The organism is Gilvibacter sp. (genome assembly GCF_013214815.1).
GTDB lineage: Bacteria > Bacteroidota > Bacteroidia > Flavobacteriales > Flavobacteriaceae > Gilvibacter.
The window spans coordinates 17,631-41,334 of sequence record NZ_JABSPU010000002.1 but is presented as its reverse complement, the minus strand read 5'-3'; the positions used below and the strand labels follow the sequence as shown (position 1 = coordinate 41,334).

The window sequence follows — 23,704 nt, the reverse complement described above, 5'->3', positions numbered from 1 at the left end:
GGGGATTACTTTTTTAGTGGTTTGCGTTGTATCTTAGATATCAGTTAGTTGTGCATGCAGTGATAACTTTTAAAGTTGCTATTATGAAAACAGTTTTATCATTTTTATTAGCGATTCTGACGCTACCGGCGGTAGCTCAGATGAATGTGGTGACCATAGACGCCTATGTCTTGGATGGATCGACACAACGACCCATAGAATTTGTAAACATCAATGTCTTGGACCGAGACCTCGGTACGGTAACAACAGCAGATGGAAAATTTAGACTTGAGATCATTGAAGATCAAGTCGGACCACAAGATCAGATCAAATTGGTAGCCTTGGGCTATGCTCCTAAAACCATGAGTATGGAGCGTCTGTATAACCTTATGGAAAAGAATAATGTCCTCTACTTGAATCCTTATAATGAGGTGATCAGTCAGGAAACAATTAAGGCCACCAATCAGGGCAGTCGTGCTAAAGGGGTTGCTGGAGTTGTCCTTGCAGAAGGAGTTCCTGTTCAAGGAGCGACCATTCGCGTTAAGGGATCCTACAAGCAAGTGAAAACCGATGCAGACGGGAAGTTCCAGATCGACGCACTTTCTGGAGATGTTCTTCAGGTGGATTATTTGACCACGCTTCCTAAAGAGGTGAGTGCTCAATCGAGCATGAATATTGATTTGACCGTAGACGGTCAACTCCTAGAACAAGTCACTTTAAAGTCTGAGAAAAGAGAGTTCTTAAGTGATAGAAACATTGAAACGGCTTACGGCAAAAAGAAATTTGACCGATTGGGTTACCGAGCGGCTCAGATCACTGCCGATGAGATCTCTGAAGGCGCTTTGACCTTTGAGCAAGCTTTGTTGAGACTACCAACTGTTGGTGTTGTAAACCCAACCTCCATTAACTTGAGTAATGGTCGTGCCATTGTTATTGACGATATGGTTTACGGTCCGGATCAAATTGGTCCCTTGGGAGTAAACGGATTGGTGGATATCAATAATGTTTACAGCATTACGGTAATTCCTGGAATTGTTGGTTCTGTGCGTTATGGAACTCTAGGACGCAATGGTGTGATCATCATCAGAACAAAAACCTATGCGTCTGCGCAAGGTGATTATAAGCCAGGAGAGAAAGAAGAAACTGCTTTGGTTACTGGAAACAACTACAACCAAAGTTTAGTAATGCTAGAAGACCTTCCTGTGAGTGACTATGTTGCTCGCTTGAGACAAGCCAATTCTTTTGAAGCTGCTAAGTCTATTTACAATCAACAAAGGTCATTAGCTAGCGGAAGTGCTTACGGAATTGACTTCTTTGTAGAGGCTTCAGAATACTTTGAAAAGTGGAATATGGAGTACGCTGCTCAGGTAGCTCAGGAAATCCTAAACATCGCACCCAAGAATGACAAAGCTTTAAAAACCCTGGCCTATCGTTTAGAAGATATGGGAGACTTGGAAGGAGCTAAAGCTGCCTACCAAAGATTAGCGCTGCTCAATCCTAACGATGCACAGAGCTTTAGAGATCTAGCCTATATTTACAAGGAAACTGGAGAGTACACCAAGTCCTTCGCGCTCTACAAGCGAATCTTAGCCAATCAAACTCCTGGCGTTGATTTTAGTGGAATCCAAGGAGTCGCAGAAGCAGAATTGCGCGAACTTTTGGCCAACCACAAAGACAAGGTTTATTACAAGGATCTGCCAAATAACTTGTTGCAAACAGATTACAAGCGTGACATGCGAATTGTATTTGAATGGAACGATCCTGCAGCAGAGTTTGACATTCAATTTGTAGATCCGAGCAAAAAATACTTCACCTATAAGCACACGCGTTTTGACAATTTGGAACAAATGGAAGACGAATACACCAAAGGATATTCCATTGAGCAGTTTGAGATTGACGACAGCGTTCGCGGAAACTGGTTGATCAATGTGGAATCACTAGCTGGTGAGGCCTCTATCAACCCGGTATATTTGAAGTATACCATTTACACAAACTACGGCAAGAGTAACCAGACCCAAGAAACAGGGATGGTGAATCTGTCTGATTTGAATCAGAAAGTGACCATTAAGCAGTTGCGCTACTAAGCCGACCACGCTGCGATTTATTGCATTGACCCTGAGGGGTCTGGGTATACACGCCAGAAGACACCTACGCTTCTGGCTTGTAACCCAATAACCTTAAAACATGTATACCTATGAAAAAGATCATTACACTACTACTCGTTTTTATGAGCTTTCCGCTCTTTGCACAAATGAATGTCATCTATGTTGACGCTTACGTTTTAGATGGCAAAACCCAACAACCTGTTGAGTTTGTGAATATCAATATCGTTGATCGCAATTACGGAACAGTGACTCAAGCAGATGGAAGCTTTAAGCTGGAAATCGTTGAAGAACAGATCTCATCCGCAGATCAAATTGAGATCTCAGCCATAGGATACGCACCAAAGGTGATGAGCATGGAGCGCTTTTACAACTTGATGGAAGCCAATAATATTCTGTTTTTGAATCCGTATAACGAGGCGATCAGCGCTGAAACTGTAAAGGACAAAGCTGAGGTTAATGGAATTAGCGGGGTGGTCCTTTCAGAAGGAGCGCCAGTACAAGGCGCAGTAGTGCGTGTAAAAGGAAGCTACAATGAAGTTAAGACCGATTATATGGGTCGCTTTACCATTGAAGCTTTGCCTGGAGATGTTTTACGTGTGGATTATTTGACCACCTATCCTGCAGAGCTTGTAGCTAAGGCAGAAGCTCTAGAGATCAACTTAGAGACGGATGGGGAATTGCTTGAAGAAGTAGAACTAAGAGCGCGTAAAGAGCGCGAGAACAAAGTAGGTTCGCGTACCATCAATACAGCTTACGGAACTAAAGACTTTGATGCCTTAGGTTTCTCTGCTTCTCAAATTACAGAAGAGCAGATCTTACCGAGCTATGTGGTTTTAGGCCAAATTCTGAACAAAATGCCTGGAATTATTGTGTCTGATATCTTCGGTCCAAACCCGATCTATGCATTTAATCGTTCTCTGGGAACTTCTGTGACTCAAAGTACCTTACCTATCATTGTAATTGACGATATGATCTACGAGCAAGGGATCAATCAGGTGCCATTAATTGACGTACAGAACATTCACAGCGTGACTACCATTCCTGGAGTGGTTGGTAGTGTTCGCTACGGATCCCTAGGCCGCAGTGGTGTGATCATCATTGAGACCAAAACCTTTGCAACTGCGCAAGGAAAGTATCCAACTCCAGAAGAAAAGTTAGAAGCGCTTAAAGCGACAAACAACGATTATTCAGAAGGTATTTTGGCTATGGATGATATGGTCAAAAGTGAATATATCAATCAGCTGCAGCAGGCCAGTAGTTTTGATGAGGCTCAGGACATTTACAAACAACAAAGCTCTTTGGCCAATGCTTACGGAGTAGAGTACTATTTGAATGCTTCCAAGTATTTTGAAAAGTGGAACAAGGAGTTTGCCATGAAGGTGGCATCTCGTATCCTTGAAGAGGCTCCAAACAATCCAAAGGCATTAAAAAGCCTTGGATACCGCTTGCAAGAGCTAGGCGATCTCAACGGTGCTAAGTCGGTTTTCCAACGCATTGCAGTGCTCAATCCAAACGATGCGCAGAGTTACAGAGATCTTGCGTATATGTATAAAGAGACTGGAGAATATGCTAAGGCTTTTTCACTCTATAAGTTCATCTTAGACAACAACAATCCGTCTTTAGATTTCACTGGAATTCAAGGAGTAGCTGAAGCCGAAATGCGTCAGCTATTGTCCAACTACAAGGACAAGGTGGCTTATGAAACTTTGCCAAACCGTTTGCTCAACGTAGGTTACAAAAAAGACATTCGTATTGTCTTTGAGTGGAATGATCCAGCTGCGGAGTTTGACCTGCAATTTGTAAGTCCAGCTGGGAAGTTCTTTACCCACAAGCAAACGCGCTTTGATAACTTAGAGGCTATGAAAATGGCTTATAAAGGAGGTTATGCAATTCAGCAGTTTGAGATCGATGATGCTGAGCCTGGACAGTGGTTGATCAACTTGGAGTCACTCAATCCAATGGCTTCCATCAACCCAACTTATTTGAAGTATACAATCTACAGAAACTATGCGACTCCACAGGAGACCAAAGAAGTGGGAACGATCAACCTGTCTGACTTGGACAAGAAGATCACACTTAAAGATCTGAAGTACTAATTAGCGCTCACCTTCCCATTCCCCGTAGAACTGGGAAAGGTAAGCTTCCATAAATTTATGCCTGCCGGCTGCCATTTGGCGGCCGGTTTTGGTATGCATCATATCTTGGAGCAGCAATAGCTTCTCGTAAAAGTGGTTGATGGTAGGAGCTGTACTCTTTTTGTACTGCTCTTTGGTCATATTAAGCTGAGGTTCTATTTGCGGATCGTATAGTGCTCGGTTTTTAAATCCACCGTAATTGAAGGCGCGTGCAATTCCAATAGCTCCAATGGCATCAAGACGGTCAGCATCTCTGACCACGCGTAATTCTAGACTGTCATAGCTATTTTTTTCAAAGGAGTTTTTGAACGACATATGTTCAATGATCTTTACTACGGAGTCTATCTGAGCCGGGTCAACCTTTTGGGTTCCTAAGAATTCAGCAGCTTTTTTAGGCCCTAGGGATTCGTCTCCGCCGTGAAACTTAGCGTCAGCGATATCGTGAAGCAAAGCTGCCAAAGCGACTGTTTGTACTTCTGCTTGCTCCTCTTTCGCTAGGCGCATAGCTGTTTTGTAAACGCGCTCAATATGAAACCAATCATGACCACCTTCTGCCTGAGCCAGTTCTTCTTTGACAAAGGCAATGGTATTGTCAATGAGGGCGCTACTTAATGGCATCGTGAACAGTTTTCTCAAGTTGGCCTATCAGAGCTGAGCGGTCTTCAACGGATTCTAATAAAATCGGATCGTGTACGGTAAAGCGAACATGAGTTCCCAGACCTAATGGGAAAGAACCGTAACGCCAAAGCTTCCAAGAATTGTTGATGCTCACAGGAACAATAAGGGCTGATGGGATCTTTTCAAAAAGTGTCAATAGCCCTTTAGACTGAAAGGGCTTGGGTTGTCCAGTACGGCTACGGGTTCCCTCTGGAAAGATCACCGCTGCACGTTTGTTGCTTTCAATATACTCTCCAAAATTGGCAATAGCGGCCACTGCTTGCGCAGCATTCTTACGATCAATTAGTACGCTACCACCATGTCTTAGATTAAAAGATACTGATGGTATTCCTTTCCCTAAGGATTTCTTGCTGATGAATTTCACATGGTTTTTTCTGAAATGCCAGATAAGCGGCGGAATATCATACAGGCTTTGGTGATTACACACCAAGATCAAAGGTCTGTCGGTACCTATTTTGGATTTATGCGGATTCTTGAAGCTGTATCGTGTTCCCAAAATGCCGGTTCCCGCCATTAGCCAGAATTGCAACCAATCTACAGTGACTTTGTGTGCTTTATAGCCAAAAACACGCAAAGCGATCCACTGGATCGGATGGAAGATCACTAAGGTCAGTCCAAAAACCAGATAATAAATTGCCGATATGGGATAAGATAGCAGTTTGGCCATGCCCAAAATTAGTCATAAAAAAACCACGTTTAAAAACGTGGTCTTATTTTTTGTTGAGCGGAGCTTAACAGTATTCGTTAAAAGCGTCCATAAGGTTCTCTGCAATCATGTCTGCTGGACGACCTTCAATGTGATGGCGCTCTAGCATATGAACCAATTCTCCGTCTTTAAACAAGCCCATAGAAGGAGAGCTTGGAGGGAATGGAATCATGCGCTCGCGTACAGCGTTTACAGCCTCAGTATCAACTCCGGCAAAAACAGTCACCAAATGATCTGGTGTTTTCCCGTTATTTAAGGCGTGCTTTGCTCCAGGACGTGCATTTGCTGCAGCACATCCGCATACAGAATTCACTACAACTAGGGTAGTTCCTTCTTGATTAAGTGCTTGCTGAACCTCGTCAGCAGTATATAATTCAGAAAACCCAGCAACCGTTAGGTCTTCACGCATGGGCTGTACTAATTCTGGTGGATACATAATTTTTCTTGTTTTTGTGTAACAATTTAACTGCAAAGATAACCAATTTTGTACTAGTATTAGCGACTGAGTGGCCGCTCACACGAGGTGAATTGGTTATCTTTAGTCGCATTTTTAATCTTTATTTTACACGATTATGTTTCGATGGGCTGGAGCCGTATTAGGTTGGGTTGTTGGAGGTCGATTCTTTGGAGCCGTTATAGGTTTTATCATTGGTAGTTTTATCGATGAGATCAACAAAGGCAAATCTCAAAAGCAACCTTACAAACGCGTTTTTAATCAACCCAAATCCGATCAGGTCTCACCAGCGGATTTTGAGTTGAACCTACTTTCTTTGGCTTCGTTGGTGATCCGTGCAGACGGTCGCGTCAATGAGGACGAGCTCAATTATGTACGTCAGTACTTTGTGCAGGCTTATGGCAAGCAACGCGCCAATGCCGCCTTTAAGGTCTTTAATGATGTGATTAAGAACCGAGCCATCTCCGCAGAGAACATTTGTAAACTCATGCGTCAAAAAACGCGCTACGAATCCAGACTGCAGATCTTACACTTTCTGTTCAGCGTTGCCAATGCAGATGGACGTGTGGATCAATCAGAAGTAGAAGAGATTGGGCGTATTGCGCGTTATTTGGCAATCAGCCAGGCAGATTTTGAGAGTGTGAAAGCGATGTTCTTTAAATCTGCAGATAGCGCCTATAAAATTTTGGAGATTGAAAAAACTGCTTCAGACTCTGAGATCAAAAAGGCTTACCGTACCATGGCCAAGAAATACCATCCAGACAAGGTGCAGCACATGGACGATGCCTATAAAAAAGGTGCGGAAGATAAATTTAGAAAAGTTCAAGAAGCCTACGAACAACTCCAGCAAGAACGCGGTTTCTAAAAACAAAAAAGCCCGATCAAAACGAGCGGGCTTTTTCAATTAAACGCTATTATCTTCTACGAATAGGTCCGTTGTCTGGTGAGGTTGGACAACCGGATATGCAATAGTCTGTGGCCATGGCCCAGTTAGAACCGCCAATTTTGGTTCCTTCTGTCCAAGCGGTTTCTGTAACCACGGTGTTTCCATTGCTGTCGATTTTAGATACAACCGAGTGTGCTGCGAGGGTAAAGCAATCAGGTACGGCGCTCTTAGGAATAGTGTAAACAACCTCATTTGTGTCATTGTAGTGACTTGCACTATAAGGGAAGTGGCCAATACGGGGGTTGCCAGATCCATTTACAGGGATATCATCGCGGTGTCCTATAAATAAGTGCGTTTCATCGATAACCCAATTAGAGATTGTAGTATATGTGACGTAGATATTATCAGAATCGGCAAGAATGAATAATTTTCCAGCAATCGTATCTTGTCCTGCCATAATGTAAGCTACAGAACAAATCTCCGGTGTAGTGGTGCCTGTTGCAGTTCCAGCATTCAAGACTGTTTTGGAAGAAACTGAAAACGATGCGTTGTTGTCTAGTGTCAGATTTTCGTCTACGGTTTCTGTTGAACAGCTTGTTAAAAATCCTGCTAACAGTGCCCCAATAAAGATTAGCTTTTTCATGTTGTTGTTAATTAATCTGGGGCGAATATAGAAGGTGATTTTGAAACTGTAAGAAAAAACAGACACTTTGCAGGAAAATTCGTTCAAATGCACAAATGATTAGATTTCAGACCCTTATTTGTAGATGAATTTGTAGGAATTGAGATCTAATTTATACGTGAAATCGGCTTAAAATCCAGTTTAATCAATACTAAAAATCATATAAAGTACAGTAAAAGAGGGTTTTGAGTATTTAATGATCAAAAAAATGTATGATGCTATATATGTAGGAAGAACTAGTGCGCTTGTAGGAAATTCAAAAGTTGTTTTGCATCCATATATTCAAAGAAACGCTCTTCTAACTTGAATTCTGCGTTTAGAATTACAATTGCCGGAAGCGAAAAAGGTTGGCCCTCTCTTGACGCGAGCAACAATGGAATTTGATGCGTGGGCCTTCTGGACTTACCAATTTGTTCGTTTATAAATTGATCCCCACCAAAAATAATCGTGTCTTTGGTATCTGCGTTCATTTTAACCGCGTAGTATTCTAGGTTTAGTAAATCTATTACTTGAGGATCACGATATGCAACTCGATCCATTTTTTTGCAATAGACACACCAATCGGCATAAAAGTCTATATAGACTTTTTTTGCTTTTACCGCCAAGGAGTCTTCCAATTGCTCAAAGCTAAGCCACTGGACTTTCTCCTGTTGTTGCGCCATTCCCACTTTTGCAAACAGGAATAAAAAGATCAGGTATGTCAAAAATCTGGACTGCATCGGCTAGTGAAACTTCCCAAATTTAATTCCGAAGAAAATAGAACGGGGGAGGTTAGGGCCATAAACATAATCGGAATCACGCTGTGGGCCGCTATCAAAATCGTCTTGGTAACTATTGAATATGTTTCGGATCCCTCCAGAGAAGGTGATCATGAAGTTTTCACTGATATCTAAGTGTTTTTCCAATTTTAGGTTCAAGTCAAAAAACGGGTCAACTTTATTGAGTTGCAAAAATCCGTTGTCATTGATTACCAGGGGAACAGTCATAGGACCTGTGTAGGTACCGGTCAGGTCAAGATTGAATTTCTTACTGGGAATCCAGCTTGTATTTAAATAACCGTAGAAATTAGGAACCCGTACAAACTCGTCGATTGTAATATCGGTTTCTGATGCACTTCCGTCGCTTTCATACAAAATTTGATCCTCATCGTATTGGGTGCGTTGTAGTGTTCCGCCCAATTGAAAGCGCCACTTTGGGTTGGGAGAAAGTCCAAATTCAAAATTGGCACCAAATACTCGGGCATTCTCACCATTGCGAACCTCTTCAAGTATGGAACCGTTCTCTAAGGCCGCACCAGTACTTACCAAAGTAAAGGGATCTTCTAATACGGTATAGAAACCTTCCACTAAGAAATCCATTTGTAAGAGATTAATGGTCTTTGAGTAGTTCAAAGAGCTAGTAAAAGCATTGGAGAATTCGGCTTCCAGATCGTTGGATAAAATTACAAATTGAGGTTCTCCACCCACGCTGGATATGTGCAGGTCTTCATTAAATGCTTGTGGGGCTCTAAATCCTCTTGCGTATCCTCCGCGTATCCGCAAATCTTCCGTTATTAAATAAGAAAGTGTTAGGCGCGGTGAAAGTGCCGTTTGGCTTATATCAACACCGCGAGAGATGCCTCCCACGTTGTATTTTCCATCCACAACTATATTGTCCAATCGCGCTCCAAGAAGGGCGGTGAAGCTGGTGGACGGCTTCCATTCATATTGAGCATATGCTCCTAAGGCATTAACGCTTTGGTCAATAAGACGGTTATAACCCGGAATTACATCTTCTGTGCTGGTTATATTGTATTCAACACCAGTAGTGAGCACATCCTTGTTTTTGAGATAATTTGTGAATTGAATACCGTTGACCCAAGCCAAATCAGTAGTAGTACCAAAGGCATTGTTTGCCGTAATACTATCCTGTGCCGTTCTGGCCCCACCAAGTCCTCCGTAGTAACTGTCTCTATTGGTGTAGGAAGCTGAGGTGTATATCTGAAATTTATTGGTGTTGTCTTTACTATTGATCTCGTAGTCTAGGCCTCCTAAAAACGTGTCGTGGTCCAGTTCCTCAGTGATGTCTGTAAATTGAGGAGCCAGCTCTAGCCGATCCCCACCTCTACGATATTCTTTAATCGCATTGAGGTTTATAGAAATTCTGCTGCGGTCATTAGGCTTTAAATAGGCCTTTGTTCCTATAGTTGTATTGCGGAGTTCAACAATCTCGGTAAAACCATCGTCATTGGCATCATAGGAATCTCTAGTTCTGGATGTTCCGAATATAGTGGCGCCGCTTCTAAGATCATCTGCAACTATGGACGCGTTAGCGGTAAAGTTTCGGTCAATCGCATCCCCATCAATAACTGCGAGATTGCTCCCAACTTCCCAAGAGTTTAAAATAGGATCTTTGGTGATCACGTTTACCGTACCCGCAATGGCATTAGAGCCATAAAGGGCAGACCCTCCGCTGCGCACTACTTCTACACGATCAATGATGTTCGTCGGTATTTGCTCGAGTCCATAAACGCCAATTAATGAAGTAAAAACCGGTCTGCTGTTGAGCAGAATTTGTGTATATCCCCCATCAAGTCCATTGAGACGTACTTGAGTAAATCCGCAATTTTGACAATTGGTTTCGACGCGAATTCCAGGAGCATAATTGAGTCCATCAGCTAAGGTGATGGACTGCGTTGCAGTTAGCAGTCTAGGTTTTATAGACGATACGACTACCGGCGTCTTTTTGCGTTCTACACGATTTCTTGTGGCACTAATAACTACCTCTTCTAAGCCTAGGGCATCTTCCACTAAACTAAAGTCTAATTGTATGCGATCGTTTTGAGAGACCGTAATATTCTGTGTTTGACTTAGAAAGCCTTGTGATTTAGCGATGACAGAATAGGACCTTGCCATTACTTTGAGTTCGTACTTTCCATCTGCATCTGCTGTTGTAGCAAGACTTGCGTCTGGAATGTAGATTGTTGCAAAGGCTACAGGCTCTTTCCCTGAGCTTACCTGGCCATATATTGTTGTATTCTGCGCAATGGAGCAGAAACTGGTGAGCACCAAGGATGCTGCCATCAAAAAATATCGAAATCGAATTTTCATAGATTCTCGGTCTGAGTCACCGTTAACGGTAAAACAAGACGCATTTTGCTTTTTCTAAAACAATTTTTAGGCAAAGCTAAATAAAAAGTCAGAGTTTTCCAATAAAACGTATCTTTGCTTTATGAAATACAGTCGTTCAGAAGAAAATTATCTCAAAGCAATCTTTCATTTGCAGCAAGCTGGATCTAGAGGAGTGTCTACCAATGATATTGCTGAGGCTATGGAGACCAAGGCATCCTCGGTTACTGATATGATCAAAAAACTTGCGGCTAAAGATTTGGTCAATTATGTGAAGTATCAAGGGGTTAGTCTGACTGAGTCTGGCCGTAGCACGGCAATCATGGTTATCAGAAAACACAGACTTTGGGAAGTGTTCTTGGTGAATAAATTGGATTTTCCCTGGGATAAGGTTCACGATATAGCCGAACAATTGGAACACATCAAATCAGAAGAATTGGTGACAAAATTGGAAGCCTTCCTTGATTACCCAAGTGTCGATCCACATGGAGATCCCATCCCTGATCAGCACGGAAATTTCAAACAAACGCAAAAGAGACTACTTGTTAAGTGTGACTTGAATGAGAAATACTTATGTGTTGGAGTTAAAGACTCTAGTAGCGAGTTTTTGAGATTTTTAGACAAAAAACACATCAATATAGGCAGTAATATCACGGTCTTGAGCAAGGAAGAGTTTGATGATTCCATGCAGATTCAAGTGGACGATCAAAAACACTTCATTTCAAAAAAAATCGCCGAAAACATTTATGTTTCTGCCCAATAAAATACCATGAATAAGATCTTATTTATAATCACCGCGCTTTTACTGGTTTCTTGTAATTCGGCTAAAGATGTCGACTCCAAACCAAACGTTGTTGCAACTACAACAATGATCAGTGATCTGGCGCGTCAGATCGGGAAAGACTCCATAGATGTTCAAGGGCTTATGGGTAGCGGAGTTGATCCGCACCTTTATAAGGCCAGTGAAGGGGACGTGTCTAAGTTGTACAATGCAGATTTAATCCTCTACAACGGCCTTCATTTAGAAGGAAAGATGGGAGAGGTCTTTGAAAAGATGCAAGCGCAGAATATCAAGACTGTTGCCCTGGCAGAGACCTTAGACCCCTTGGTGCTTTTAGAATCGGAATACTTTGCATCTAATTATGATCCGCACGTTTGGTTCAATATTACCTTTTGGCGCCGAATAGCCACAGCGCTTAAAGACGAGCTGGTTGCCTTAGATCCTGAGAGCAAAGCCTATTATGAAGCCAATTACGCAGCCTATATTGAAGACCTGACTAACCTAAAAGATGTCGTGGAACAGATCATTAGTAGTTTGCCCCAAGAGAAGCGCTATTTGGTTACTGCCCATGATGCCTTCAATTATTTTGGACAGGCCTATGGATTTGAAGTGATAGGACTGCAAGGGTTGAGCACCGCCACGGAAGCGGGTGTTCAGGATGTACAGCGCTTGGCAGATTTCATTATTGAGAAGCAGATCAAGGCCATCTTTGTGGAGAGTTCTGTACCCAAAAGAACTATTGAAGCTTTGCAAGCAGCGGTACGAGCCAAGGATTTTGAAGTGGTAATCGGTGGCACACTTTACTCTGATGCGTTAGGATCTGCCGGTACGGATGAAGGCCAATACATTGGCATGTTCTTGTCCAATGTGAATACTATTGTAAAAGGATTGAAGTAATGGAAAAGATCGCGGTAAGTGTTGATGATCTCACGGTAGCCTATAATTACAAACCTGTTTTGTGGGATATTGATTTGGCCATTCCTGAAGGAGTACTCATGGCGATCGTTGGCCCCAATGGAGCCGGTAAATCTACTTTGATCAAAGCTATCTTGGGCATTATTGATCCTATTGCCGGAAGTGTTGGGATCTACGGAAAACCTTATGAAGACCAAAGACAGCTGGTAGCTTATGTGCCTCAAAAGGGAAGTGTGGATTGGGATTTCCCAACTACTGCTTTGGATGTCGTAATGATGGGAACATACGGTAGCCTAGGTTGGATAAAACGCCCAGGAAAAGCTCAAAAGAAAGCGGCTTTGGAAGCCCTAGAAAAAGTGGGAATGCTTCCTTTTAAGAACAGACAAATCTCTCAACTTTCTGGAGGGCAACAACAGCGTATATTCCTGGCCAGAGCCTTGGTGCAAAATGCTGCCATCTATTTTATGGACGAACCCTTCCAAGGGGTGGATGCCACTACAGAAAAGGCCATCGTCAATATTTTAAAAGAGCTGCGTAAAACCGGTAAGACGGTAATTGTTGTACATCATGATCTGCAAACGGTCCCGGAATACTTTGATTGGGTGACCTTTTTGAACGTCAAGAAAATTGCGACAGGACCCGTCTCCACGATCTTTAATGATGATAACCTGACCAAAACCTACGGTATCAATTATAAAGTGAGTCTGCAACAATGAGTTTAGGAGAGTATTTTGAACTGCTTTTTACGGATTATACCCTCGGAGTAATTACGCTGGGTACTGCTGTATTGGGTGCTGTTACTGGCATGTTAGGCAGTTTTGCTGTGCTTAGGAAGCAGAGTCTTTTAGGCGATGCGATCTCTCACGCCGCACTTCCAGGAATTGCTTTAGCCTTTCTCTTTACAGGAGCCAAAGACAGCAATGTACTGCTCATTGGAGCTTTGATCAGTGGACTTTTGGGTGCCTTTTGGATTCGGGGGATGGTTAAGAATACGCATTTAAAGTCCGATACTGCTCTTGGGTTGGTGCTTTCACTTTTCTTCGGCTTGGGAATGCTCTTGCTGACCTATATTCAAAAACTTCCCAACGCAAATCAAGCCGGCTTGGACAAATACCTCTTTGGACAAGCAGCGACCTTAGTAGCGCAAGACGTTTGGATCATGGTGGCCATAACCGCAGTTTCTCTCTTTATACTCTTGCTGTTTTGGAAGGAATTCAAGTTGCTTCTGTTTGATGCGGATTACACCAAGACCTTGGGCTTTAATACACGTTTTATCGATTCACTGATCACCTTTTTTATCGTTATTGCCATTGTGATCGGGTTACAAACGGTAGGTGTAGTGCTTATGAGTGCCATGCTTTTGGCGCCTGCGGCAGCGGCAAGACAGTGGACCAACACCCTCACTGTAATGCTTGGTTTAGCGGCCTTTTTTGCTGCGTTCTCTGGTGTTTATGGTACGGCCATCTCTGCAACTCAAAGCAATCTGTCAACAGGACCGGTGATCGTTTTGGTTGCGGCCTTTTTTGTGCTGATCTCCTTTGTGTTCTCTCCAGGGAGAGGTTTGCTCTTTAGAGAGATTCGCTTTCAGAAAAACCGACGCGAACTGGAGCTTAAAAAGACCTTGCAGTTCATGTATTCAATTGCTAAAACGCATGAGGACATTTCTCACCCGCATGCCGTGAAGATCTTGAATAACTTTCAAGGTTTTACCAAAAAGACCTTGCAGCAAATGGTAGATAAAAAATGGGTGACCCTTAATGGAGCCATGTGGTCAATGACCGCATTGGGTTATGAGGAAGCCGAAAATCTTTACAGTCAAACATGAGCACACCGCAGATAGAAATACAACTAATTGCTGCTGTAGTTGCCGTAGCCTGTGCCATTCCTGGAGTCTTTTTGGTACTGCGCAAAATGGCTTTGATCAGTGATGCCATCTCTCATTCCATTTTACCGGGAATTGTGCTTGGTTTCTTTTTAACTCACGATCTAAACTCGCCTTGGTTGATACTCTTGGCTGCCTTAATGGGAGTGATCACGGTAGTGCTTGTTGAGTTCATCCAAAAAACAGGACTCGTAAAAGAAGACACTGCAATAGGATTAGTTTTCCCTGCGCTTTTCAGTATTGGAGTGCTGATGATATCCCGCAATGCTAGCGATGTGCATATGGATGTGGACGCCGTTTTACTTGGTGAATTGGCCTTTGCGCCTTTTGATCGCTTGCTTATTGGTGGCGTGGATTTAGGTCCAAAATCCTTATGGGTGATGGGGATCATCTTACTGATCACCATGGGTTTGTTGTGGGCTTTCTTTAAAGAATTAAAAGTGAGTACTTTTGATGCTGGCCTATCGGCAGCACTGGGCTTTTCACCAATGGTGTTGCATTATGGGCTTATGTCTGTGTCTTCAATTACCGTGGTTGGCGCCTTTGACGCCGTAGGGGCAATTCTTGTGGTCGCTTTAATGATCGCACCTGCTGCTACCGCATATTTGCTTACTCATGATCTCAAAAAGATGCTTTGGCTCTCCATTATTTTTGGAATTAGCGCTGCAATAGGAGGTTATTGGTTGGCTCATTTATTAGATGCTTCCATTGCTGGCTCCATTACGGCAGTTTTAGGATTTATCTTTTTACTGGTCTATTGGTTCGCTCCCAACAAGGGAATCATTGCGGTCTTTTATAGAAAACGGCAACAGCGCATAGAGGTATCGCTGCTGACCTTTTTACTTCACCTGAATAATCACCAAGAAGAATCAGAAAGACACATCAACCACCTCAATGAGCACATCAATTGGCAGAAAGTGCGTTCAGAAGCGGTGGTTAAGCTCGCCTTAGAGAACAATATGATCACTGTGGAGGATCAGTTGGTTTCCCTTACTGACAAAGGCAAGGAATTCACAGATCTCGCCCTGGAGTATATCATTACCAATAAGGACGAGCATATTGAACACCTCAAAAAAGACTTCTTTCTATTTAGAGGATAGGGATTTGGCACGATTTTTTAGTACACTTGTGTATGAGATTGATTACAACCCTATTCATGTTACTTAGTACCACATTGACTATGGCTCAAGAGGATTCTTTAGAAAAAGTGGAGCTCAAGGTTGGAGATTCTGATTCGGCCATGGACATGCAGTTTAGCTTTAAACAAGTTTTGATGGATTCTCGTTGCCCCAGCGACGCACAGTGCGTTATGGCCGGATGGGCAGATGTTGAGGTAGGGCTGATAGTGAATGAGGGCGAGGAGCAAATTGTAAAGATCCGAGTGGATGCCAGTGAACAACATTTAATTCACCCTACCGTTTTGGAGCGGGAAAATGGACTTCGTGTTATGGTCGGTAAACTGACGCCATATCCGCTATCTACGCAGAAGTTTGAGGATCGGGAATACTGTTTAGAATTGTGGATCTACCAAGATCAGTGACAACCGCAGTCTTTATCACCGCATTTGGTTTTGCCACCGTCTAAGGTACCGGCAGTGGTCTTTTTTCTGGATTCAAAAATGGGATTCCACACAAACTTCTTCAGCAAGAAACCTGCTGCAAAAGCAAAGACAATAAGCACAAGTGTTTTTTGAATCATCTTATTTTAAGATTTGATAGCTTATTAATGCTGTAATATACGCAATTACTGACATTACAAAGAGTTGCCACATCGGCCACTTCCAGGAGTTCGTCTCTTTTTTCACAACAGCTAGGGTACTCATACATTGCATAGCAAAGGCATAAAAGAATAACAATGAGATTCCACTGGCAAAATTGTAAATAGGTTTACCCATGCTGTCAACCTCCGCAGCCATTCGATCTCTTATTGGCTCTTCTTCCTCACTTCCCACACTGTAAATTGTGGCTAACGTACCGACAAATACCTCTCTAGCAGCAAAACTACTGATGATAGCAACGCCGATTTTCCAATCGTAACCCAAGGGTTTAACGGCTGGTTCTATGGCTTTACCCATGATTCCGATATAGGAGTTTTCCAGCTTAAATGAGGCAATCTCTGCCTCGAGTTCTTGTTCCGTGAGACCATTATTGATGTTCTCCTGCATCACGATCTCTTCGGCCTTATTAAAGTCGCCAGGACCATAGGAAGCTAACACCCAAAGCACAATAGAAATGGCTAAAATGATCTTACCGGCATCAACTACAAAGGTTTTGGTCTTTTCAAAAACAGTGGTGAGTACATTACGTGGCATTGGGACCTTGTAATTAGGCATTTCAATCACGAAAAAGCTCTTGGATCGCATTTTAAGGATCTTATCCAACACATAGGCAGATCCAATAGCCGCCGCAAATCCTAGGATATACAAGCCTAACAAGGTCAGGCCTTGATAGTTGAATATACCCCAGAGTTTCTCATCCGGAATCACCAGCGCAATGATGATCACATATACAGGCAATCGGGCAGAGCAGGTGGTAAGGGGTGTTACCAAAATAGTGATCAAACGTTCTTTCCAATTCTCGATATTTCTTGTAGCCATAACGGCAGGAATAGCACATGCTGTTCCTGATACTAAAGGAACCACACTTTTTCCGCTAAGTCCAAAACGACGCATACTACGGTCTAAAAGGAAGACTACGCGGCTCATATAGCCACTCTCTTCCAAGATCGATATGAATAAAAACAAAAAGGCGATCTGCGGGATAAAGATCACTACCCCTCCCAGTCCGGAAACAATTCCTTCGGCCAGCAAATTGGTAAAATCTCCGGCAGGCATACTGGTTTTAATCCATTCACTTAAGGAACTGAAACTCTCATCAATGAAATCCATAGGATAGCTCGCCCACTCAAATATCGTCTGAAATATAACGGCAAGTATCGCCAAGAAGATTCCGTACCCCCATATGCGATGCGTCAAAATTCGGTCCATTCTGCTTCGCAGATCCTTGGCATTGGCTTTATCTACAACGAGAACCTCTTTGAGTACTTCATTGATGAACTGATAGCGCTTAATGGTCTCGCGCTGTTGCATTCTTTTGAGGTTGCTTTCAGACTCTGTTTTAAAGGTCGCGATCAAGTCTGAGTTGTCGCGTTCAACCTTTCCAAAATTGACATCCTGCGTAATCACCAACCACAACTTGTACAGATCTTGGTTGGGGAAGGCTTTTTTGAGGCGATCAAAATACTCCGGAGCAAAAGTCAATGCGTCCATGCAGGGTTTTGTAGAAAGTTCCCTGTAGTTTAAAATGAGTTCCTTAAGCTCATCAAAGCCTTGATTCTTTCTAGAACTGATCAGTGCAATTTTGGTCTTTAGCGCTTTTTCCAGTTTTGGAATATCCAGAGAAATGGCTTTGCGCTTCATTCGGTCGGCCATATTGATGGCCAGAATGGTTGGGATGCCCAGATCCTTGATCTGCGTATAGAGCAGTAAGTTTCTTTTGAGGTTTTCCACATCTGCAACTACAACAGCTACATCTGGAAAATCCTTGTCATTTTTGTTAAGCAAAAGCTCAATGACCACATTCTCATCCAAAGAAGAAGCATTGAGGCTGTAGGTTCCCGGCAAGTCCAGAACATGGGCTTTTACACCTCTGGAAAGTTTGCAGGTTCCTTCTTTCTTTTCTACAGTAATTCCCGGATAGTTCCCTACTTTCTGATTGAGACCAGTAAGCTGGTTGAAGACAGACGTCTTTCCGGTATTGGGATTCCCAATGAGCGCAACATTGAATTGTTTGGCCATTAGCTCAGCAGATCGATTTCTATTTGAAGCGCTGTTTCTCTGCGGATAGCCAAGTGGCTACCGTTGATGTTGAGGTAAAGCGGATCGCTAAATGGCGCTAACTGAACAAGTTCTACTTCCATGCCAGGAAGGCAGCCCATTTCCAAAAGCTTAAGCGGAACCGTATCAATAGGAAAATCCTTGATGATTCCCTTTTGACCGCGATTGAGATGAGCAATGGTGGGCATTACGCTTATTTAGATTGATTTTAAACAACAAAAATACCACATATACATCGCATCCAAAAGTAAATAGTGGTTTTTCTAGTATTCCGATTTTAGGATTTCAATATCCTCTAAAAGCTGTTCGATATCATCAGGATCTGTCCCGTCATAATAACCTCTGAGGCGTTTTTCCTTGTCGATGAGTACAAAATTCTCTGTATGGATCATTCCGTATTCACTAACGGCATCCTTCTTTGCGGCGAAATATGCTTTTCGGGCCAAATCATAGATCTGTTCGCGATCTCCTGTAACCAAATTCCAAACCGAATCGTTGACGCCTTTTTCTAAGGCATATTTTTTTAACTGCGGAATTGAATCGATCTCTGGTGTCACAGAATGCGAAAGCAGCTTCACCATTGGATCCCCATTAAGGGCCTCTTGAATTTGAACCATGTGATCCGTCATGATGGGGCAAATGGTAGCGCAAGTAGTAAAAAAGAAATCCGCTACATAGATCTTATCCTCGTAATCTGCCTCAGTGATAGTGTCTCCGTTTTGATTGAGCAATTTAAAATCTGGAATGCCGTGATATTTCTTGACGAATTGCATGCTGGGATCTACCAACTCTTCAGCAATAGTAACAGGCTCAATGATTGGCAAACGATCCTTGGGCTTTAAGGCGCGATACATAATGGTGATGATCAGCGCGGATAAGATCAGCAAAACCAAACCAAAAAACTTGTATTTCGCAAAGAATTGAAGCATACTAAAAATCCTTTTTGCAAAGGTACGACCGCCGCCTTAGACCCCACAATTCCAAGGCTTGTTTTTGCGGATTTTAACTTTGAAAAAGCAATTGCTGCTGTTCTATGATAAAAATGCGTTAAAAATTAAGCATCAAGGCCTTTCCCGAGCAGGCTGCATTTTCTAAAGCGGCCCGAATAGGTTACTTTTGTCCTCTAAATTTTAAGCAATGAGCGAATTTTGGGTCAAAGCCGCGCAGTTACTCTTGAGTTTATCCATACTGATCGTACTGCACGAGCTGGGTCACTTCATACCTGCAAAACTCTTTAAAACACGCGTAGAGAAGTTCTACCTGTTTTTCGATATAAAATATTCCCTGTTCAAAAAGAAGATCGGTGAAACCGTTTACGGTATTGGATGGCTTCCTTTGGGTGGATACGTTAAGATCTCTGGAATGATAGACGAATCCATGGACAAAGAACAGATGGCACAACCGCCTCAGCCGTGGGAATTCCGTTCCAAGCCAGCCTGGCAACGACTCATCATCATGGTCGGTGGTGTAACGGTAAACATCATTGTTGGGGTCTTGATCTATATTGGGATCTTCTACGTCAATGGAGAGCGCATTGTGACTCAAGAGTTGGCTCCAAAAGGATTCTCTGTAGCACAAAGTTTTAAAGACCTCGGATTCCAAGACGGGGATCAGATTCTTAAAGTGAATGGAGAAGACTTCAAAGACCTTGGAGACCTGAACCGCTATATCTTTTTGCGTGACGTAAACAACATTACTGTGGCCCATGCCAATGGAGCAGAAGAGACCATCAGCTTGCCAGAAGATATTGGTATGCGTATGTTTAAATCAGGCGATACCAATCCGTTTAACCGTTGGAGAGAACCGGTTATTGATACTGTACTTCCAGAGCTTCCGGGAGCCGTTGCAGGTTTGCAAAAAGGCGATGTGGTCGTTGCAGTTAACGACGTGAAAACAGTGAGCTGGAAAATGGTGCAGGAGAATGTTGCAGGAAACGCTGGGAAAGAGGTAGCTATTACTGTGGATCGCAACGGGCAACAACAAACCTTCAATGTAACTCCCAACGATAAGGGCAAGGCCGGAATCAACAACTTTGGAAAAGAGTATGACGGTAAATTCAAGCAACTTAAATACAGCTTTTGGGAAAGTCTTAGCGGCGGAACCGTTTTTGGATACAACATTTTAGTAGACTACGTGAAGCAGTTTAAATATGTCTTCACTAAGGAAGGAGCTACACAGATCGGTGGATTTGGAGCCATTGGCAACCTGTTCCCCGGAACTTGGAGCTGGACAGCCTTCTGGTTTAATACCGCACTCATCTCGATCATTTTGGCTTTTATGAATATCCTTCCTATCCCTGCTTTAGATGGTGGACACGTGATGTTTTTACTCTATGAGATCGTCTCTGGCAAAAAGCCGAGCGACAAGTTTATGGAGTACGCACAGATGATCGGATTCATCCTTTTGATCGCTTTGGTTCTGTTTGCCAATGGTAATGACCTTTACCGAGCGATTTTCGGATAGAAAAAAATATAATTTGCTTGTAGTGGAATAAAAATAAATTTATATTTGCCTCCGCTTAGCGAAATTCCTCCATAGCTCAGTTGGTTAGAGCACCTGACTGTTAATCAGGGTGTCCTTGGTTCGAGTCCAAGTGGAGGAGCCGAGAAGTCAAGACCCGATCAGAAATGATCGGGTTTTTTTATGGAGTAAACTTGTACTCGAACTCAAGGACACATCCGGCGCGGCAGGCTGGCCCCTCGGGCAAAATGTCCACTGGACATTTTGTGATCCCTCGGTCCGGTTCGAGCCAAGTGGAGGAGCAGAATCAACCAGTCTTAGGACTGGTTTTTTGTTTTTATATACTTTGGACTCTCCCAATCACACGCCCGCGCGGCAGGCTGGCCCCTCGGGCAAAATGTCCACTGGACATTTTGTGATCCGCCAACGCACCATCAGGCTCCTCGCTTTGAAAAGTCCACTGGACTTTCCAACTTTTAGGAAAAGACGCTCGGCCCCAGTTCGAGTCCAAGTGGAGGAGCCGAGAAGTCAAGACCCGATTAGAAATGATCGGGTTTTTTTATGTAATAAACTTGGGCTCGAATTCAAGCAGACTCTGCAAATTTAAATTCATTACTTTTGTGTCAGATTGACACAATAAGAGTAGCAATGAAGAAATGGCTTAAAAAATCGCTCAAAGTTCTCGGAGTACTTTTGGGTTTAATCGTGATCATCGCGGTGGTTGGTTGGATGTATTTCAAAGCGACATTCTTAGATTTTGAGGATGATTATGTAGAGCAAACCAGTTTCAATGAAATCACGGTCAATGGAAAGACCTATTTGGATCGCAATGCCAATGGGAAACTCGACATCTATGAAGACCCAGCAAATCCTATAGAGGCTCGCGTTGCTGACCTTCTTAGCCAAATGACCATCGAAGAGAAAATACACCTTTTGAAAGGTTCCGGGATTTCCGCTGCATTAGGAAGAGACGATGTGTATTCTGCCATTCCTGGAGCAGTTGGAACCATAGTCCCCACGCCTCGTTTGGGATTGCCAACAATCTATCTCTCAGACGGCCCGGCTGGACTCCGGATCGCTGCGGAGCGAGAAGGAGAAGACAGAACGTATTACTGTACAGCCTTTCCCATAGCGACTTTGCTAGCATCTACTTGGAATACAGATCTGGTCTACACTGTGGGAGATGCAATGGGTACAGAAGCCCTTGAATACGGGGTAGATGTAGTCCTTGGGCCAGGAACCAATTTACACCGTCATCCTTTCTGCGGACGCAACTTTGAATACTATTCAGAAGATCCTTTCCTCACTGGGCACATCGGGGCAGCGATGGTCAATGGAATTGAATCGAACGGAGTAGGTACTTCAGTAAAGCACTTTGTTGTAAATAATCAAGAGACCAATCGGAACTTCAATGATGCCATTGTCTCCGAGCGCGCTTTGCGTGAGATCTACCTCAAAGGTTTTGAGATCATTGTAAAGGAATCTCAACCATGGACGATTATGTCTTCTTATAATCTAGTCAACGGTACTTATGTAGCCGAAAGTGAAGAATTACTCAGCGATGTTCTACGATCTGAATGGGGCTTTGAAGGATTGGTGATGTCCGATTGGTTTGGCGGGAATGACGCCGTGGCCATGGTCAGTGCTGGAAACGATCTTTTGGAACCCGGTACAAACAAACAATGGAAGGCATTGACTGCAGGATATGAAGAGGGAACCCTATCCGAAGCTACCATAGATATAGCTGCTGGCCGTATCCTCAAACTCATCTTGAACTCTAAAAAGATGAGCAGTTATAACTATAGCGATAATCCCGATCTAAAAGCGCATGCACAGATCACGCGTAATGCCGCTGCAGAAGGCATGGTCTTGCTTAAAAACGATTCAGTACTGCCGCTCAATACCAGTTCCCGGGTCGCTCTTTTGGGGATCACTTCTTATGATTTTATCGCTGGCGGAACGGGCTCCGGAGATGTCAATGAAGCCTATACGGTTTCTTTGGAAGAAGGATTGAAAAATGCAGGATTCCCCATTAATGCCGATGCAAGACTGCTCTTTGAATCTCATAAGGCCAAAAATATAGAGGCCTTTAAAAAGTTGGAAGGCCTCGACGCGATGTTGACTCCATACAACGCACCAGAAATTCAATATTCCAAAACGCAACTAGAGGAAATAGCTGCCAACAGTGATGTAGCGATAATTACCATTGGTAGAAACAGTGGAGAAGGTGGTGATCGTGTTGTAGAAGATGATTTTAAACTGAGTTCTTTAGAACAAGAAATGATTGCAAATACCAAAGAGGTCTTTGGAGCTCTGGGTAAAAAAGTGGTCGTAGTACTCAACATTGGTGGAGTCATTGAGACGGCTTCTTGGAAAGCACTTCCCGATGCCATCCTGCTCGCTTGGCAAGGCGGTCAAGAAGGCGGTAATGCAACTGCTGATATTTTAGTGGGTAAATTGAATCCTAGTGGAAAACTACCGATGACTTTCCCCAATGCCGTAGCGGACCATGCCTCACACAGTAATTTTCCGTTAGATGGAAAGCCCATAGATCTCATGAGTTTTATTACCAATAGTGGAGTCAAAGACAAAGCCGATCAGATTAAAAATGAAGACTACACCCTTTATGATGAAGGGGTCTATGTAGGGTACCGCCATTTTGATAAGAATAATCTGGATGTATCCTATCCCTTTGGCTATGGACTTTCCTATACAGCATTTGAATATTCAGAACCAGAAATGATGCTGGACGCCAATGAACTATCCGTTTCCTTTACAGTCACAAACGTTGGCGATTTTGCTGGTAAGGAAGTCGTTCAATTGTATATCTCTAAAGAAGATCCTGGCGTAGACCGTCCAATTCAAGAACTTAAAGCTTTTGAAAAGACGGCCCAGCTTGAACCTGGTGCTTCTGCAACCATTAATCTGAAAGTTTCTATCCAGGAATTCGCCTATTGGGACGAAGCTCTTTCTGACTGGGTCGTAGAAAAAGGCAATTACACCATCAATATTGGTGGTTCCTCACGCAGCATTCGCATTTCTGATACCGTATCCATATAATTTTTGACTTCCCGACGTATTAAACCCGGCCTGTTTTGG

Annotated in this window: 21 protein-coding genes and 1 tRNA gene; 12 read left to right on the top strand and 10 right to left on the bottom strand. The window is 43.1% G+C overall.

The window, feature by feature from the left end; genetic code table 11:
• The first annotated feature begins 83 nt into the window (after positions 1–83).
• Entirely contained in the window at positions 84–2,063 is a 1,980-nt protein-coding gene (locus HRT75_RS00675) for a hypothetical protein (RefSeq protein ID WP_291182012.1), read from the top strand.
• 110 nt (positions 2,064–2,173) lie between these two features.
• Complete coding sequence (locus HRT75_RS00670) at positions 2,174–4,180, top strand: hypothetical protein (RefSeq protein WP_291182011.1); 2,007 nt, start codon at positions 2,174–2,176, stop codon at positions 4,178–4,180.
• Here HRT75_RS00670 and HRT75_RS00665 read toward each other — a convergent pair whose 3' ends face one another.
• The 3 genes from HRT75_RS00665 to HRT75_RS00655 all read right to left on the bottom strand — a co-directional run bounded on the left by HRT75_RS00665 (position 4,181) and on the right by HRT75_RS00655 (position 6,039).
• Complete coding sequence (locus HRT75_RS00665; protein WP_291182009.1) at positions 4,181–4,837, bottom strand: HD domain-containing protein; 657 nt, start codon at positions 4,835–4,837, stop codon at positions 4,181–4,183. It lies immediately after the preceding gene.
• Positions 4,824–5,564 (bottom strand): lysophospholipid acyltransferase family protein, encoded by a 741-nt coding sequence (locus HRT75_RS00660; RefSeq protein WP_291182008.1) that lies wholly within the window; start codon positions 5,562–5,564, stop codon positions 4,824–4,826. Before HRT75_RS00660 ends, HRT75_RS00665 begins: the two co-directional genes overlap by 14 nt.
• Before the next feature lie 64 nt (positions 5,565–5,628).
• Complete coding sequence (locus HRT75_RS00655) at positions 5,629–6,039, bottom strand: BrxA/BrxB family bacilliredoxin (RefSeq protein WP_272830709.1); 411 nt, start codon at positions 6,037–6,039, stop codon at positions 5,629–5,631.
• Between the two features lie 136 nt (positions 6,040–6,175).
• On the opposite strand from HRT75_RS00655, the gene HRT75_RS00650 reads away from it, so the two are divergent.
• Positions 6,176–6,922: a TerB family tellurite resistance protein gene (locus tag HRT75_RS00650; protein ID WP_291182006.1), complete on the top strand. Its 747-nt coding sequence runs from the start codon at positions 6,176–6,178 to the stop codon at positions 6,920–6,922.
• A 49-nt stretch (positions 6,923–6,971) separates the two neighbouring features.
• Here the strand turns inward: HRT75_RS00650 and HRT75_RS00645 are convergent, their stop codons facing one another.
• From HRT75_RS00645 to HRT75_RS00635, 3 genes are all read right to left on the bottom strand, one after another.
• Positions 6,972–7,586 carry a hypothetical protein gene (locus HRT75_RS00645; RefSeq protein ID WP_291182005.1) on the bottom strand — a complete coding sequence of 205 codons (615 nt, stop codon included), beginning with the start codon at positions 7,584–7,586 and terminating at the stop codon, positions 6,972–6,974.
• Between the two features lie 275 nt (positions 7,587–7,861).
• Positions 7,862–8,344 carry a thioredoxin family protein gene (locus HRT75_RS00640; protein ID WP_291182003.1) on the bottom strand — a complete coding sequence of 161 codons (483 nt, stop codon included), beginning with the start codon at positions 8,342–8,344 and terminating at the stop codon, positions 7,862–7,864.
• A 3-nt stretch (positions 8,345–8,347) separates the two neighbouring features.
• Positions 8,348–10,714, bottom strand: coding sequence for a TonB-dependent receptor (locus HRT75_RS00635; protein WP_291182001.1), 2,367 nt, complete (start codon positions 10,712–10,714; stop codon positions 8,348–8,350).
• 121 nt (positions 10,715–10,835) lie between these two features.
• Between HRT75_RS00635 and HRT75_RS00630 the strand changes: the two genes are divergently transcribed.
• Genes HRT75_RS00630 through HRT75_RS00605 form a run of 6 tightly spaced genes read left to right on the top strand, consistent with a single transcriptional unit; the run spans position 10,836 to position 15,850 of the window.
• Complete coding sequence (locus HRT75_RS00630; RefSeq protein WP_291181999.1) at positions 10,836–11,495, top strand: metal-dependent transcriptional regulator; 660 nt, start codon at positions 10,836–10,838, stop codon at positions 11,493–11,495.
• Positions 11,496–11,501: 6 nt separating this feature from the next.
• A complete protein-coding gene (locus tag HRT75_RS00625; RefSeq protein ID WP_291181997.1) occupies positions 11,502–12,410 on the top strand; it encodes a zinc ABC transporter substrate-binding protein in 909 nt (302 codons plus the stop codon).
• Entirely contained in the window at positions 12,410–13,144 is a 735-nt protein-coding gene (locus HRT75_RS00620) for a metal ABC transporter ATP-binding protein (protein WP_291181995.1), read from the top strand. Before HRT75_RS00625 ends, HRT75_RS00620 begins: the two co-directional genes overlap by 1 nt.
• Positions 13,141–14,253, top strand: a complete 1,113-nt coding sequence (locus HRT75_RS00615) for an iron chelate uptake ABC transporter family permease subunit (protein WP_291181993.1) — start codon at positions 13,141–13,143, stop codon at positions 14,251–14,253. The genes HRT75_RS00620 and HRT75_RS00615 overlap by 4 nt, the downstream gene beginning before the upstream one ends.
• Positions 14,250–15,410 carry a metal ABC transporter permease gene (locus HRT75_RS00610; protein ID WP_291181992.1) on the top strand — a complete coding sequence of 387 codons (1,161 nt, stop codon included), beginning with the start codon at positions 14,250–14,252 and terminating at the stop codon, positions 15,408–15,410. Before HRT75_RS00615 ends, HRT75_RS00610 begins: the two co-directional genes overlap by 4 nt.
• 56 nt (positions 15,411–15,466) lie before the next feature.
• Positions 15,467–15,850 (top strand): hypothetical protein, encoded by a 384-nt coding sequence (locus HRT75_RS00605; protein WP_291181990.1) that lies wholly within the window; start codon positions 15,467–15,469, stop codon positions 15,848–15,850.
• On the opposite strand, the gene HRT75_RS00600 is transcribed toward HRT75_RS00605, so the two are convergent.
• The 4 genes from HRT75_RS00600 to HRT75_RS00585 all read right to left on the bottom strand — a co-directional run bounded on the left by HRT75_RS00600 (position 15,844) and on the right by HRT75_RS00585 (position 19,074).
• Positions 15,844–16,008 carry a FeoB-associated Cys-rich membrane protein gene (locus tag HRT75_RS00600; RefSeq protein ID WP_291181989.1) on the bottom strand — a complete coding sequence of 55 codons (165 nt, stop codon included), beginning with the start codon at positions 16,006–16,008 and terminating at the stop codon, positions 15,844–15,846. The genes HRT75_RS00605 and HRT75_RS00600 overlap by 7 nt on opposite strands.
• Position 16,009: 1 nt before the next feature.
• Positions 16,010–18,106 carry a ferrous iron transport protein B gene (gene feoB / locus HRT75_RS00595; protein WP_291181988.1) on the bottom strand — a complete coding sequence of 699 codons (2,097 nt, stop codon included), beginning with the start codon at positions 18,104–18,106 and terminating at the stop codon, positions 16,010–16,012.
• The gene (locus HRT75_RS00590; protein ID WP_291181986.1) at positions 18,106–18,333 is read right to left on the bottom strand and encodes a FeoA family protein; all 228 of its coding nucleotides are present in this window, start codon (positions 18,331–18,333) and stop codon (positions 18,106–18,108) included. The genes feoB and HRT75_RS00590 overlap by 1 nt, the downstream gene beginning before the upstream one ends.
• A gap of 75 nt (positions 18,334–18,408) precedes the next feature.
• Positions 18,409–19,074, bottom strand: a complete 666-nt coding sequence (locus HRT75_RS00585; RefSeq protein WP_291181985.1) for an SCO family protein — start codon at positions 19,072–19,074, stop codon at positions 18,409–18,411.
• Positions 19,075–19,282: 208 nt separating this feature from the next.
• Here HRT75_RS00585 and rseP point away from each other — a divergent pair, with 208 nt between their 5' ends.
• The 3 genes from rseP to HRT75_RS00570 all read left to right on the top strand — a co-directional run bounded on the left by rseP (position 19,283) and on the right by HRT75_RS00570 (position 23,665).
• Positions 19,283–20,608: an RIP metalloprotease RseP gene (rseP, locus tag HRT75_RS00580; protein ID WP_291181984.1), complete on the top strand. Its 1,326-nt coding sequence runs from the start codon at positions 19,283–19,285 to the stop codon at positions 20,606–20,608.
• Between the two features lie 65 nt (positions 20,609–20,673).
• Positions 20,674–20,747: transfer RNA gene (locus HRT75_RS00575), tRNA-Asn, on the top strand.
• A 506-nt stretch (positions 20,748–21,253) separates the two neighbouring features.
• A complete protein-coding gene (locus tag HRT75_RS00570) occupies positions 21,254–23,665 on the top strand; it encodes a glycoside hydrolase family 3 C-terminal domain-containing protein (RefSeq protein ID WP_291181983.1) in 2,412 nt (803 codons plus the stop codon).
• Positions 23,666–23,704 lie beyond the last annotated feature (39 nt).